The 14,765-nt window shown below is 66.2% G+C and carries 11 protein-coding genes and 1 pseudogene; 8 read left to right on the top strand and 4 right to left on the bottom strand.

The window, feature by feature from the left end; all coding sequences use genetic code 11:
* Nucleotides 1-108: 108 nt before the first annotated feature.
* Complete coding sequence (gene secA, locus ABDC78_RS07710; protein ID WP_178360919.1) at nucleotides 109-2,925, top strand: preprotein translocase subunit SecA; 2,817 nt, start codon at nucleotides 109-111, stop codon at nucleotides 2,923-2,925.
* Between the two features lie 83 nt (nucleotides 2,926-3,008).
* On the opposite strand, the gene ABDC78_RS07715 is transcribed toward secA, so the two are convergent.
* Complete coding sequence (locus ABDC78_RS07715; RefSeq protein ID WP_178360918.1) at nucleotides 3,009-3,545, bottom strand: Rv3235 family protein; 537 nt, start codon at nucleotides 3,543-3,545, stop codon at nucleotides 3,009-3,011.
* Nucleotides 3,546-3,717: 172 nt separating this feature from the next.
* On the opposite strand from ABDC78_RS07715, the gene ABDC78_RS07720 reads away from it, so the two are divergent.
* From ABDC78_RS07720 to ppk2, 3 genes and pseudogenes are all read left to right on the top strand, one after another.
* Nucleotides 3,718-5,127, top strand: coding sequence for a wax ester/triacylglycerol synthase family O-acyltransferase (locus tag ABDC78_RS07720; protein WP_178360917.1), 1,410 nt, complete (start codon nucleotides 3,718-3,720; stop codon nucleotides 5,125-5,127).
* Between the two features lie 58 nt (nucleotides 5,128-5,185).
* A complete protein-coding gene (locus ABDC78_RS07725) occupies nucleotides 5,186-6,940 on the top strand; it encodes a BCCT family transporter (RefSeq protein ID WP_178360916.1) in 1,755 nt (584 codons plus the stop codon).
* A 9-nt stretch (nucleotides 6,941-6,949) separates the two neighbouring features.
* Nucleotides 6,950-7,778: pseudogene (gene ppk2, locus ABDC78_RS07730) on the top strand (polyphosphate kinase 2).
* Nucleotides 7,779-7,784: 6 nt separating this feature from the next.
* Here ppk2 and ABDC78_RS07735 read toward each other — a convergent pair.
* Entirely contained in the window at nucleotides 7,785-8,528 is a 744-nt protein-coding gene (locus ABDC78_RS07735) for an SDR family oxidoreductase (RefSeq protein WP_178360915.1), read from the bottom strand.
* A gap of 97 nt (nucleotides 8,529-8,625) precedes the next feature.
* On the opposite strand from ABDC78_RS07735, the gene ABDC78_RS07740 reads away from it, so the two are divergent.
* From ABDC78_RS07740 to ABDC78_RS07755, 4 genes are all read left to right on the top strand, one after another.
* Nucleotides 8,626-9,246 (top strand): TetR/AcrR family transcriptional regulator, encoded by a 621-nt coding sequence (locus ABDC78_RS07740; RefSeq protein ID WP_178360914.1) that lies wholly within the window; start codon nucleotides 8,626-8,628, stop codon nucleotides 9,244-9,246.
* A 67-nt stretch (nucleotides 9,247-9,313) separates the two neighbouring features.
* Nucleotides 9,314-9,556, top strand: a complete 243-nt coding sequence (locus ABDC78_RS07745; RefSeq protein WP_178360913.1) for a type II toxin-antitoxin system ParD family antitoxin — start codon at nucleotides 9,314-9,316, stop codon at nucleotides 9,554-9,556.
* Between the two features lie 2 nt (nucleotides 9,557-9,558).
* On the top strand, nucleotides 9,559-9,855 hold the full coding sequence (locus ABDC78_RS07750; RefSeq protein WP_178360912.1) for a type II toxin-antitoxin system RelE/ParE family toxin: 297 nt from the start codon (nucleotides 9,559-9,561) through the stop codon (nucleotides 9,853-9,855).
* A 100-nt stretch (nucleotides 9,856-9,955) separates the two neighbouring features.
* Nucleotides 9,956-11,044, top strand: a complete 1,089-nt coding sequence (locus tag ABDC78_RS07755) for a glycoside hydrolase (RefSeq protein ID WP_178361084.1) — start codon at nucleotides 9,956-9,958, stop codon at nucleotides 11,042-11,044.
* Between the two features lie 9 nt (nucleotides 11,045-11,053).
* On the opposite strand, the gene ABDC78_RS07760 is transcribed toward ABDC78_RS07755, so the two are convergent.
* The gene (locus tag ABDC78_RS07760; protein ID WP_178360911.1) at nucleotides 11,054-11,824 is read right to left on the bottom strand and encodes a DUF1906 domain-containing protein; all 771 of its coding nucleotides are present in this window, start codon (nucleotides 11,822-11,824) and stop codon (nucleotides 11,054-11,056) included.
* A 210-nt stretch (nucleotides 11,825-12,034) separates the two neighbouring features.
* Entirely contained in the window at nucleotides 12,035-14,551 is a 2,517-nt protein-coding gene (locus ABDC78_RS07765) for an EAL domain-containing protein (RefSeq protein ID WP_256736303.1), read from the bottom strand.
* Between the last annotated feature and the right edge of the window lie 214 nt (nucleotides 14,552-14,765).

Below are 14,765 nucleotides of genomic sequence, written 5' to 3' on the forward strand. Positions count from 1 at the left end.
GGCGCGCCTGACATGCTCGACCAGCGATTTTGGTGCGTCGCCTACGATGGTGTCCGTCTAACGCGTGACGAATGGTCATCATCGCAACGAGGAAAAAGGTAAAACAGCGTGCTGGGAAAGTTGCTCCGTCTCGGCGAAGGCCGCATGGTCAAGCGCCTCAAGGGGGTGGCTGACTACGTCAACACCCTGTCCGATGACACCGAGAAGCTGTCCGACGCCGAACTCCGCGGTAAGACCGACGAGTTCAAGGATCGCCTCGCCAACGGCGAGGATCTCGACGACATCCTGCCCGAGGCGTTCGCCGTCGCCCGTGAGGCTGCCTGGCGGGTGCTCAATCAGCGCCACTTCGACGTCCAGGTGATGGGCGGCGCCGCGCTGCACTTCGGCAACGTCGCCGAGATGAAGACCGGTGAGGGTAAGACGCTGACCGCCGTCCTGCCTGCCTATCTGAACGCGCTCGCCGGCAAGGGCATGCACATCATCACCGTCAACGACTACCTCGCCAAGCGCGACGCCGAGCAGATGGGCCGCGTGCACCGCTTCCTCGGCCTGGACGTCGGCGTGATCCTGTCGCAGATGACCCCCGACGAGCGTCGGGCCGCCTACAACGCCGACATCACCTACGGCACCAACAACGAGTTCGGGTTCGACTACCTGCGCGACAACATGGCCCTGCGCCTCGAGGACTGCGTCCAGCGCGGCCACGTCTTCGCCATCGTCGACGAGGTCGACTCGATCCTGATCGACGAGGCCCGCACCCCGCTGATCATCTCCGGGCCCGCCGACGGTGGATCGAACTGGTACACCGAGTTCGCCCGGCTCGCGCCGCTGATGGAGAAGGACCTCCACTACGAGATCGACATCAAGAAGCGCACCGTGGGCGTGCACGAGCTCGGCGTCGAGTTCGTCGAGGACCAGCTGGGCATCGAGAACCTCTACGAGGCCGCGAACTCGCCGCTGATCAGCTATCTGAACAACTCCATCAAGGCCAAGGAGCTGTTCGAGCGCGACAAGCACTACATCGTCCGCAACGGCGAGGTCCTGATCGTCGACGACTTCACCGGTCGCGTGCTGATCGGGCGGCGCTACAACGAGGGGCTGCACCAGGCCATCGAGGCCAAAGAGCAGGTCGAGATCAAGGCCGAGAACCAGACGGTCGCCACGATCACCCTGCAGAACTACTTCCGCCTCTACGAGAAGCTCGCCGGCATGACCGGCACCGCCGAGACCGAGGCCGCCGAGCTGCACGAGATCTACAAGCTCGGCGTGGTGACCATCCCCACCAACAAGCCGATGATCCGGACCGACCAGTCCGACCTGATCTACAAGACCGAGGAGGCCAAGTTCATCGCGGTCGTCGACGACGTCGTCGAACGTTATGAGAAGGGTCAACCGGTGCTGATCGGCACCACGAGCGTGGAGCGCTCGGAGTTCCTGTCGCGCCAGTTCCAGAAGCGCCGCATCCCGCACAACGTCCTCAACGCGAAGTACCACGAGCAGGAAGCCGGCATCATCGCCGAGGCGGGCCGGCTGGGTGCGATCACCGTGGCCACGAACATGGCCGGCCGCGGTACCGACGTGGTGCTCGGCGGCAACGTCGAGTTCCTGCTCGACCGGCGGCTGCGCCAGCGCAACCTCGACCCCATCGCGACCCCCGACGAGTACGAGGAGGCCTGGCACGAGGACCTCCCGCACGTCAAGGCGGAGGTCGCCGCGGAGGCCAAGGACGTCGTCGCCGCGGGCGGGCTGTACGTGCTCGGCACCGAACGCCACGAATCCAGGCGCATCGACAACCAGCTGCGCGGCCGCTCGGGCCGCCAGGGCGACCCGGGTGAGTCCCGCTTCTACCTGTCGCTGGCCGATGAGCTGATGCGCCGCTTCAACGGCGCGACGCTGGAGACGCTGCTGACCCGGCTGAACCTGCCCGACGATGTGCCGATCGAGGCCAAGATGGTCTCCCGCGCCATCAAGAGCGCCCAGACCCAGGTCGAGCAGCAGAACTTCGACATCCGCAAGGAAGTCCTCAAGTACGACGAGGTGATGAACCAGCAGCGCAAGGTCATCTACGCCGAGCGCCGCCGCATCCTCGAAGGGGAGAACCTCGCCGATCAGGCACACAAGATGCTCATCCACGTCGTCACCGCCTACGTCGACGGCGCCACCGCCGAGGGCTACTCGGAGGACTGGGATCTGGAGAAGCTGTGGGACGGGCTCAAGGCGCTCTACCCGGTCGGCATCGACCACCACGACCTGATCGACACCGACGCGGTCGGCGAGCCCGGCGAGCTGACCCGCCAGGAACTGCTCGACGCGTTGATCGCCGATGCCGAACGTGCCTACGCGGAGCGGGAGGCCGAGATCAACGGGATCGCCGGCGACGGCGCGATGCGTCAGCTGGAACGCAACGTGCTGCTCAACGTCCTGGACCGCAAATGGCGTGAACACCTCTACGAGATGGACTACCTGCGTGAGGGCATCGGCCTGCGCGGGCTGGCCCAGCAGCGCCCCGAGGTCGAGTACGCACGCGAGGGCTACGACATGTTCACCGGCATGCTCGAGGGCATGAAGGAGGAGTCGGTCGGCTTCCTGTTCAACGTCAGCGTCGAAGCCGCACCCGCACCGGCGGTTTCGCCGGTGGCAGCGCCCCCCGGGCTCGCCGAGTTCGCAGCGGCAGCGGCCGCGGCGGCGGAATCGAACAAGGGTGGCGTCGCGACCAAGCAGCGCCCTCCGGCCCCGGCTGGGTTGCGCGCCAAGGGAATCGACGATCAGGAGCAGCCCCTGATCTACTCCGGACCGTCGGAGGACGGTTCGGTGGAGGTGACCCGCTCCGGTGCCCCGAAGCCCAACGGCGGCGGAACCCGTCGGGAGCGCCGCGAGGCGGCCCGCCAGAGCGGCAAGCACGCCAAGGGCAGCCGCCGAAGCTGACCCCTCTGCGCATCGAGACTGCACCAGCGGCGCACAAGCACGAGTGAACGCCGCCGTGGGTGCAGTCTGAATGCACCAGGGGCTCAGCCGATCTGGAGCGCAACCAGTCGCCAGCGGTCCTTGTGCCGTTCGATGCGGGCCGCGACGGCGTGCACCCGCCCGGACCGGGCGAACGTCGCGAACACCTCGGCTGCGCAGACCTCGGCCGGCCGTCCGTCGTCGTCGACACCCGCGGCCACCGCGCGCACCCGGATGCGCTTCACCGTCGCGCTGCCCCGCCGCGTCACGCCGACCTGGGCGATGACGCTGTCGATCAGCGTCGGCGCGAGCAGCGGACGCAACTGGGCGACCGGCCTGCGCCGGTCGATGACCTCGATCACCTGGCGCAGCGCGGTCTCGGCGAACACCACCGCCGATTTCGGAGGCGGCGGCTCGCACAGGTGCAACGGGGTCCGCCGTGGCGGCGGACGCGGCGAGCGGCGATGCAGCGCTTCGGTTGTCGGCGCCGGGCAGATCGGCTCCGGCCACCGCCCGAGTGCCTCGGGTGTGGGTTCGTAGTCGACGATCCGCGAGGTCGCCCACTGCGGCGACGGGTCCGACGGGATCAGCGATGCGGTCATGGGGCTCTCCAGCGATCGGGCACAACACAAAAGGCATCTGCTGGAGAGTCGCAGACGGGTCCATGATCCCACGTGCGTGAGGGCCCTCGGAGCACCCGTTGAGCGCGGTCACAGATTCTGTAGATAACGTGACAGTGTTTCTGTCGGGTGATCGAACGGAGGGCGGCGCCGCGTGGTGACGAGGTTGTCGGCGTCGGATGCCTCTTTCTTCCGGTTGGAGAACTCGGCCACCCCGATGTACGTCGGGTCGCTGTCCATCCTGCGCAAGCCCCGCAACGGGCTGAGCTACGAAACCCTGCTCAACACCGTGGAACGGCGGCTGCCGCAGATTCCGCGCTACCGGCAGAAGGTGCAGGAGGTGCCGTTCGGTCTGGCCAGGCCGGTCTGGGTCGACGACCGCGACTTCGACATCACCTACCACGTCCGGCGCTCGGCGCTGCCGTCCCCGGGCAGTGACACCCAGTTGCACGACCTCGTCGCCCGGCTGGGTTCCCGGCCGCTGGACAAGTCTCGGCCGCTGTGGGAGATGTACCTGGTCGAGGGTCTGGCCAAGAACCGGCTCGCGATCTACACCAAAACGCATCAGGCGCTGGTCAACGGGATGACCGCGCTGGAGATCGGCCATGTGATCGCCGACCGGACCCAGAAACCGCCCGAGTTCGGCGAGGACATCTGGATTCCCGGCCGTGAACCCAACGATCGCCAACTGCTCCTCGGCGCGCTCGGGGAATGGGTCACCCGGCCCACCGCGCAGGCCACTGCGGCGCGCATCGCGGTCACCGAAGCCGTGACCAACACCGATCAACTGATGGACCTGGGGCGCCGGGCCGCCGAGGTGGCCCGCACCGTCGCGCGTGGCACCGCCCCGAGCAGTCCGCTGAACACCACCGTGTCGCGCAACCGGCGATTCTCGGTGTCCTCGGGCAGCCTCGAGGACTTCCGCCTCGTGCGGGCCCGCTACGACTGCGACGTCAACGACGTGGTGCTCGCGGTGATCGCCGGGGCCCTGCGCAACTGGCTGCTGTCGCGGGGTGAACCGGTGGGCGCGACGACGACTGTGCGCGCGATGGCTCCGATGTCGGTGTACCCGGAGGCCGAACTCGATTCGACCGGCCCCGGTCAGGCGATCAGCGAGGTGTCGCCGTTCCTGGTGGATCTGCCTGTCGGGGAAGCCAACCCGGTGGTGCGGCTGTCGCAGATCGCCCATGCCACCGAATCGCACCCCACCGCGGGCAGTCTGGTCGACGCCCGGACGATCGTCACGCTGACCGGCTTCGGTCCGCCCACGCTGCACGCCATGGGCATCCGTGTCGCGACCAGTTTCTCGGCCCGCCAGTTCAACCTGCTGATCACCAACGTCCCCGGCGCCCAGAAGCAGATGTACATCGCCGGGACCAAGCTGCTGGAGACCTACGCCGTGCCGCCGCTGCTGCACAACCAGGTGCTGGCGATCGGGATCACCTCCTACAACGGCATGCTGTACTTCGGCATCAACGCCGACCGCGACGCGATGAGCGATGTCGACATGCTCCCGAGCCTGCTGCGCGAATCGCTGGATGAACTGTTGGAAGCCGCGAAGTGACACGTTCGTAGCGCTACTGGAATTGACGGGTGACCGCCGCCGGGGTCGAATGTCCTGGATGGCTGACATATCAGAGCGCAAGGTGACCGCGATTCCGGACGCCGGAACCGACCAGACCGCTGTCGGGCCGCCCCCGCACCCGGTGCTCGACATCCCCGTCGAAGAAGACTCGATCACCCGGTCCCGCGGCATCGACTGGGTGGTTTTCGGTGTCACCGCAGTCTTCGCGATCGGCTTCCTGGTCTGGGGATTCGTCAGCACCGACACGCTGGCGACGGCCTCGGGCGGCGCCCTGACCTGGGTGATGAACCAGACCGGCTGGCTGTTCGTGCTCACCGGCACCGGGTTCGTCGTCTTCGTGCTGTACCTGGCGCTCGGCCGCTACGGCACCATTCCACTGGGCCGCGACGACGAGGCCCCCGAGTTCAACGGGATCTCGTGGGTCGCGATGATGTTCAGCGCCGGCATGGGCATCGGTCTGATGTTCTTCGGGGTCGCCGAGCCGCTGTCACACTTCACCACGCCGCCGCCGGGCACCGGTGCCGCAGGCAATACCGAGGCCGTGCAGAATGCGATGGCCACCACGCTGTTCCACTGGACGCTGCACCCGTGGGCGATCTACTGCGTCGTCGGCCTGTCGATCGCCTACGGCGTATACCGCAAAGGCCGTCGCCAGTTGATCAGCGCAGCGTTCGAGCCGCTGCTGGGCGACCGGGCGAACGGGCCGTGGGGCAAGGTCATCGACATGCTGGCGATCTTCGCCACGCTGTTCGGCTCGGCGGCCTCGCTCGGGCTGGGTGCGCTGCAGATCCGCAGCGGCCTGCAGATCGTCGGCGGCATCGGCGAGACCGGCAACACGATCCTGGTCGTCATCATCGCGGTCCTCACGGTGGCTTTTGTGCTGTCCGCCGTGTCCGGGATCGCCCGCGGCATCCAGTGGCTGTCCAACATCAACATGGTGCTGGCCCTGACGCTCGCGCTGTTCGTATTCGTGGTCGGTCCAACGGTTTTCATCCTCAACCTGCTGCCGACCGCGTTGGGGAGCTACTTCGCCGATCTGAACATGATGTCGGCGCGCACCGGTGCCGAGGGCGCCGACGTCAACGCCTGGCTGCAGTCCTGGACGATCTTCTACTGGGCCTGGTGGGTGTCGTGGACGCCGTTCGTCGGCATGTTCATCGCCCGGATCTCGCGGGGGCGCACCATCCGTCAGTTCGTCGCCGGTGTGTTGCTGGTGCCGAGCCTGGTGTCGCTGGTGTGGTTCGCGGTGTTCGGTGGCGCGGCGATCAATGTCCAACAGGGGGGCACCGATCTGGCCGGTGAGGGTGGGGTCGAACAGCAGTTGTTCACGCTCCTCGACCAGTACCCCATCGCGACCGTCGCCAGCGTGGTGGTGATGCTCCTGGTCGCCATCTTCTTCGTCTCCGGCGCGGACGCGGCCTCGATCGTCATGGGATCGCTGTCCCAACGCGGCACCATCCACCCCAGTCGCGGCACGGTCGTCTTCTGGGGCGTGGCCACCGGAGCGGTCGCTGCGGTGATGCTCCTGGTCGGCGGTTCGGACGCGTTGACCGGCCTGCAGACGATCACCATCATCGCGGCGCTGCCGTTCCTGCTCGTGATGGTGGCCATGGCGGTGGCACTGGTGAAGGATCTGCGGCGTGACCCGAAGGTGGTCCGGCGCGAATATGCCGCCGAGGCGGTCAACAGCGCGGTCATCACCGGGGTCACCCAGCACGGCGACGACTTCGTCATCTCCGTCGAGAAGGACCCCAACTGCGACGGACAGGAACCGTCGTCGAAACAGCCCTAGGATTGCCCGGTGGGTAAGAAGAAATCGGGCGGGAACAAGATCGCCAAAGACGTCTACGAGGCCGAACTATTCCGTCTCCAAACGGAATTGGTGAAGCTGCAGGAGTGGGTCCGAGACACCGGTACTCGAGTCGTCATCGTCTTCGAGGGTCGCGACGCCGCAGGCAAGGGCGGGACGATCAAACGGATCACCGAGTATCTCAGCCCACGCATCGCCCGGATCGCGGCGCTTCCGGCGCCGTCGGACCGCGAACGGGGGGAGTGGTACTACCAGCGCTACATCGCCCCACCTGCCCGCCAGGGGCGAGATCGTGTTGTTCGACCGGTCCTGGTACAACCGCGCCGGCGTGGAGAAGGTGATGGGCTTCTGCACCCCCGCCGAGCACACGCTGTTCCTGCGCCAGACACCGATTTTCGAGCAGATGCTGATCGAAGACGGTGTGCTGCTACGCAAATACTGGTTCTCGGTGTCCGACGACGAACAGCTTCGACGGTTCCGGTCCCGACTCAAGGACCCGATGCGGCAGTGGAAACTCAGCCCGATGGACCTGGAGTCGGTCTACCGCTGGGAGGACTACTCACGGGCCAAGGACCAGATGATGGTGCACACCGACACACCGTTGAGCCCTTGGTACATCGTCGAATCCGACATCAAGAAGCACGCGCGGCTGAACATGATCGCGCACCTGTTGTCCACCATCGACTACTACGACGTCGACCCGCCGAAGGTGGCACTGCCGAAGAAGCCGGTGCTCAGCGGTGACTACCGGCGGCCGCCACGGGAATTGTCGACCTACGTCGACGACTACGTCGCAACTCTGACGGGCGGCCCCGAGTAGCTCTGATCAGAACTGACTGGCTCCACCGTCGACGTAGACCTCTGACCCGGTCATGAAGGTGCTGCCGTCGGAGGCCAGGAAGGCGACCACGCTCGCGATCTCCTCCGGGCGGGCGCGGCGCTTCATCGGCACTGTGGAGGTCAGGTCTGCGAGGGCCTCGTCGGAGCCGGACATGAGATCGATCAGGCCCGGCGTCTCGGTGAGTCCGGGGGCGACGACGTTGACCCGAATCTTCCGGTCGAGGAGTTCTGCGGCCCAACTGCGGGCCAGGGACCGGATCGCGGTCTTGGATGCGGCATAAACGCTCGTTCCGGGAGACGCCTTCACATCGCCGCTGGAGCCACACAGAATCACCGATGCGCCTTCGCTGAGAAGCGGAAGGACGGTCTGCACGGTGAAGATGATGCCGCCGACGTTGGTGTTGAACGTCGCGGCGTAGTGCTCCCAGGTGAGATCCCCGAGCATCGCGACCTCGGCGACCCCTGCATTGGCGAAGAGGATGTCGAGCGTGCGTCCGGTGGCCTCGATCGTTGATGCGACGCGGTCGAGGTCGGACTGCTGCGCCACGTCGGCTCGGATGAAGCTGGACTGACCGGCCCCGATGCCGGCGACAGCCTCTTCGAGGGCGTCTTCGCGGCGACCCACGAGGAAAACGTAGGCACCCTCCTGCGCGAGAGCCCGCGCCGTGGCGAGTCCGATTCCGGACGTTGCTCCGGTGACGAGTGCGGTCTTGCCTGTCAGAGATGTCACGTGTTCCTCCAGTTTTGTACCGATCGGTTGCAGGTCGAGCGTATCAGTTTTGTACCGTTCGGTAGAAACTAGCGTTCACCGGGCTAGGATCGCGTTCATGGACGCAGAGCGACGGACCGCCGGAGGCCGACCACGCGCCTTCGACGAGGACCAGGCGCTCGATCGTGCGATCGACGTGTTCTGGCGCCTCGGGTATGAGGGTGCCTCGCTGACGGAACTCACCCAGGCGATGGGCATCAACAAACCGAGCCTGTACGCCGTGTTCGGCAGCAAAGAAGAACTCTTCGTCCGCGCCCTGGAGCGATACGGCCTCGCGTACCACGAACACCTGGATACGGTGCTGGCGCGGTCCACCGCCTACGAGGTCATCGAGTCCTATCTGCGCTCCACCGTGACGGCCGCGACGCGTGCGGGCGACGTGCCCCGGGGTTGTCTGTCCATCCAGGGCGGGCTTGCCTGCGCACCGAACAACGCGCACATCCCGCGACTGCTCGCCGACTATCGCCAGGGCCTCGAAGACGCGGTGGCGAAGGCTCTGGCCAAGACGACGGATGCGTCCGGGCCCGCGGGGGGCCTCAACGCCGCAGCCCTGGCGGGGTATGCCGTGACGATCGGACAGGGGATCGCAGTGCATGCCGCCGCAGGAGTGCAGCAGGCGAAGCTGGACGACGTCGTCGACGTGGCACTCGCGGGGCTGGCGAGTTTGCTTGCGGCTTAGGTCGGCATGGGGCGCGTTGCTTCACGAGCGCGGCCGTCGTATACCAATAGTTGGTAGCCTCGGGTTCATGGGTAAGAACACATCGTTCAGCCTCGACGATCACTACAGCGCGTTCATCGACGACGAGGTCGCTTCGGGCCGGTACCGCTCGGCCAGCGACGTGGTCCGCACCGCACTGCGGTTGCTCGAGGACCGCGAGACGCGTCTGCGCGCACTGCGTCAATCCCTCGTCGCCGGCGAAGGCAGCGGTGAGTCGACTCCGTTCGACTTCGACGAGTTCATCGCGCGCAAACGTGCGGAATCGCATTAACAGTGAGTCGGTATGTCCTGTCGCCCGCCGCCCGGGCCGACGTGGAACAGATCTGGGACTACACCTGCGACCGCTGGGGCGACAAGCAGGCCGAGACGTATGTGCGGGAGATCCAGCGGGCAATCGACAGAGTTGCGGACAGCCCGCAGATCGGGCGGGCCTGTGACGACATTCGTCCCGGCTACCGCAAGCACGCCGTTGGGACGCACACGCTGTACTACCGGATCACCGGCGTCGACATGATCGACGTGGTGCGAATCCTCCACCAGCGGATGGACGTCGACCGGCACCTGGACTGACTCGCGGAGGAGTGGACATCCTCGATCGCAGTTCGTAGCCTGTCCGAGAACTGATGGCCGGGCCGATCGGTCCCTACAGCGAAGGATCGTGACAATCCGAATGACCCGGGTGCGCCATTCTCTTCGGCGAATGGTGAGCGGTTCAGCGGCTGTGGTCCTGGTCCTGGTGATGTCGATGGGCATCGGGAACGCCGACCCTGCGGCTGACGCGCTGGCCAAGCTCAACGAGTTGTCCCAGCAGGCGGTGCAGACCCGCGAGGCCGTCACCGCTGCCCAACGCGACGCTGACGCCCGGCTGGCCGACCAGACAGCGGCCGAGGACCGCCATCGAGCCGACCAGCAGGCACTCGCGGTCGCCAACGCCGAGTTGCAGCCGCGTCAGGCCGCTGTCGACCGGATAGCGGCGATGGATTACATGAGCGGCCGCAGCGGTCAGATGGCGGCGGTGCTGACGGCAGGTTCCCCGCAACACCTGATCGACCAACTGTCGCTGCAGCGGACGGTCGCCGCCGAGACAACCGCTCAGCTGAAGGCCTTCCGATCGGCAAGCGAGCGGGCCGTCACCGCTGCTCAGGCCTCGGAGCGATCGGCCGCCGAGGCCCGCACCGCGGCCGAGCAGGCCGCCGCGGTACGCGCGGACCTGCAAGCCAAGTGGAGTGAACTACTGCGCCAGATCGCCGCGGCTGAGAAGCAGTACGCGGCGCTGACACCGCAACAACAAGCGGTGTTCGACAGCGCCGTGCCACCTCCTCCGCCGCCGAATGTGCCCGCACCGACGGACCCGGGGATCGTCGCGATGCCCGCCCCGCCCTCTCTCGCGGCCGCCGTCGTGGACATCCAGGCACTGCCCGTCGGCGTCGCGCCGGAGGCCGGGTTGCAGCCCAACGCGATCCTGGCGGCCCGGGCCGTCAGCGCGCAGTTCCCTCAGATCTCCGAGATCGGCGGGGTTCGGCCGGACTCGAAGCCCTGGCATCCCAGCGGGCTGGCGATCGACATCATGATCCCCAACTCGGGCAGCCCTGAGGGCATCGCGCTCGGAGATCAGATCATGGCGTTCGCGATGAACAACGCGGTTCGGTTCGGGGTGCAGGACGTGATCTGGCGGGGCACCTATTACACGCCGGCCGGCCCACGAGGATCGGGATACGGCCACTTCGACCATGTGCACATCACGGTGATGCGCCGCTGATCTTCGCGCTCACGGGTGCATGTTCCACTGGCCGCAGTCCTGGGCCAGCACGTCGTTGACGTCGACGCGGATCCCTCCGACGATCGGTCCCGGGCTGGATGCGGTGTCGATGATGCGCTGGTAGAGAACTGCGGCGGGATGGATCTGCCCCTTCGACCACGACCGGGTCTGCCAGATCCACGCCTTGCCGGCCGAGCCCGACCTGCCGATGACACCGTCCTCGAGAGCCCACTGACACGGGTTGATACCGGCGTAGATCCCGGTGCGCATCTCGCCGATCATCGAGTTGATCCCGCGAAACCACGGCAGGGCAAGGGCGTTCCAGGTGTTGCGGTCGATGTCGTCGTCGACGCTGAAGAAGATCGGTGCGCTCCCGCCGCCACCTGCGGCGGTGTGCAGCTGCCAGGCGGTTCGGGCGTCGGCGACGCCGCCGGCGAACCCCCGAGTGAAATCCGAAGGTGCTGTCCCGCCGGGCTTTCCGTACTGGAAGTTGCTGACGATCACCAGCCCGGCGGCCGTCAGCGACTTGGCGTAGGGCAGCGTGATCGGCTTGGCGCCGAAGGACGAGCCCGGCCTTGAGGTCGATACGTAGTTGATCACCCCGGCGTGCCCGGCGGCCCGGATGTCCTGGGCGGGAATCTGGCGCATCGCGAAGTCGATCAGAGTGGGACCGGCGGCCGAGGCGGTCGGACTGGCGGCACCGCCCGCGGCGGCACCAAAACCGGCCAGCGCCGACGCCGCGGCGGCATAGCGCAGTGCGTCACGCCGGGATACTGGCACCGAGCGATGTTACCAATGTGGGGGATGGGGTTGAGATGACCTCAGGGGCCGATGCCACTTCGATGCCTCACTGTTACGCCGACCAAGTTGGCAGGCAAGGGTTCTCTGCGCAATGACAGCAGGGTATCGCCAGGCTCCACGTCGGCGGGTACGGCGCGCGGTCGAACATGTGGACTCACTGGAAGCAGGATCCGGGCCCCTTACTCGCGATCACCCCCGCGGGGGTTCGTCGACGCTCCTGAAGTGACCGTTCAGCGGGCATGCGATCGTGGGCACGCCGTATCGATAGCCCTGCGCCCAGTCGTAGCCGAGTGACAGGAGTGTCTCTTCCTGCTCCCTGGTCTCGACGCCCTCGGCGATCAGTCGCATTCCGAGGTCCGACACCATCTGTATCGCCCAGCGGGCGACCACCGCCTCACCGGCGGCGCCCGCCCCCGCGATGAACGTGCGATCCAACTTGACCACGTCGACCGGCAGATTCTGCAGGTAGGCGAGGGAGGAGTAGCCGGTCCCGAAGTCGTCGATGGCCACCTTTACGCCGAGCGAGCGAATATCGCCCAGTACCCGCCGTAGACGTCCCGACTCCTGAACCATCGCCGATTCCGTCAGTTCGATGGTCAACCGTTCGGGTGAGAATCCGTGGTGAGCGATCAGTTCGGCGACGTAGTCGACGTACTCGGTGTCCACCGTTTTCGCGCTGGCGTTGATGGCGAGGTGAAACGCCTGCGACGGGTTCCGCAACAGCTCCAGACACTCCGCTACTGCGCACTCGGTGATCCGTCGATCCAGAAGGCGGATCTGACCTGTCTCCTCGGCGAGGGCGATGAATTCGACAGGCAGGATCAAACCGCCCGCCGGTTGGCGCCAGCGGGCCAGCGCCTCTGCTCCGACGATCTGACCGGTTCGCATCGAGACGATGGGTTGGAACGACGGCATCAGTTCGTCGGTCTCGAGCGCTTGATACAGCTGTTGCTCGAGCAACGAACGACGGACCGCCTGGCGGGAGAAGTCTTCCCGGTAGAACGCCACACGGGACCCACCTGCACGTTTTGCCGAGTACATGGCCAGATCTCCGCGCCGGAGCAGTTCAGCCGCGTCGCCGACGCCGTCCACATCAGCGACGGCCCCGATGCTGACGTTCACCACATTCGTCGCACCTTCGACGGTGACCGGATCCCGGAACGCAGCGAGGATCCCGTCGGCCAGGTGCGAGAGCAATTCAGGGGTGGCATCGCGGATCAACACGACGAACTCGTCGCCGCCGAGACGGAACACGCTGCTGGACCGACCGGCCAGATAGAACGTCACCCGTTCAAGCCGGTCGGCGGTGGCTTTCAGGACGAGGTCGCCCTGGTGGTGTCCGAATGCGTCGTTGATCTGCTTGAAGCGATCCAGGTCGAGGAACAGCAACCCGCAATGGTGCAACGCCGAGCTGGAACGCATGGCGCCGTCGATCGCGTGGGAGAGCGCGCGACGATTTCCGAGACCCGTCAGTGGGTCGACCGCCGCGTGGACCGCCAGCTGCCGGTACACCCATTCGTTCAACCCGGATTGCACGGCGCGATAGAGACTGTCCGCTGCAATCCGATCGTGATCGGACCACATGCGGCTGCGGTCGGTGACGTTCTCGACGAACTCCTTGAAAGAACCCCGCGGATGAAGCCGACCGAACTCGTCCTGGCGGACCGTCGAAGTCGAATCGCCGCCCCAGCGGACGGCGCTGAGGACTGGCCGCCGGAACCAGGCCAGGTAGATGTCCGGGGAGCCGGTCAGCTGGGCCACTATCGCCCCTGCACAGCTATCGGGCCTTGCGAGTTCGGGCATATCGGCTGAGAGGCAGTCCGTGACGTGTACGAGACTCGGCCCGGCCGAACTCAATTGGCGCACCCGCTGATCGATCGCGTCCTGTTCCGGCACATCGCCCAGGCGGAACACCTCGCGACCCACGCGGGCAACCAGTCCATCGGCCTCGACCACAGTCAGGGCATCGTCACTGATGGCTTCGATGCTTCGCAGAGTGTTGTCGCCCGCCGAGAGGTGTCGTCGGAGTTCTTCGGCGAGCGCTGCGATGTGTGCGCGCCGGGTGCGGAAGGACTGCTCGTCCATTGTCGCTGCGACAAAAGAGGCAATGCGACTGACGGTAGCGAGCGCTCGACGATCACTCAGGCTGAGCGATCGAGGCTCGTTGTGGTGCATGACGAACATGCCCGTCAGCTGTCCCAATTGGACCACCGAAATCGTTGCTGTGGCGGCCACACCCATGTTGCGCATGTACTCCAGGTGCACCGGTGAGACCGCGCGTCGACGAGCGAAACTGAGATCGAGTGTTGTTGCCGGCTCGCCATCTGAAGCCGACCCGAGGAGATGGACAGTCGGCCCGGCGACGTCCTCGATGACCCGCTCGAGTTGAAGGACGTACAACCGACGCGCTTGAGGTGGGATGTCGGCGGCGGGATAGTGCAGCCCCAGGAAAGGCTCCAGGTCAGGCTCGTTGAGGTGCTCGGCGATCACCTCACCGTGATGGTCGGGATGAAACGTGTAGGCCATGGTGCGCGCGTAGCCGAACATCTGTCCGAGGGCCACGACCGTCTGCTCCGAGAACGCCTGCCAGCTCGCGGCCTCCAGCAGTGTGGCGATCATCGATGTCGGATCCGTCGCCACCGAGGGAATCTCGCGCTCGATCTCGACGATGTAGTGATCACTCGTTGCGTGCGCCGTGATCATCATTGGAGCCGTGTCCAGCCAGGGAATCTCGGCTCGCCAACCTTGGTTGTCGGCACATCGCCGAAAATCATCGGGGAGTCCGAGTGCATGTGAGACTTCGTCAAGCGGCGACCCCAAAACCCTTGGTGTGCCGAGCATTTCAGCGATTGGCGCGGCCAGGTTCGACGACACGTGTGTTACGCGCCGACCCACGAGGTCGACTGCGAGAAGCCAGCCG

The organism is Mycobacterium sp. DL, from assembly GCF_039729195.1.
Lineage (GTDB): Bacteria > Actinomycetota > Actinomycetes > Mycobacteriales > Mycobacteriaceae > Mycobacterium > Mycobacterium hippocampi_A.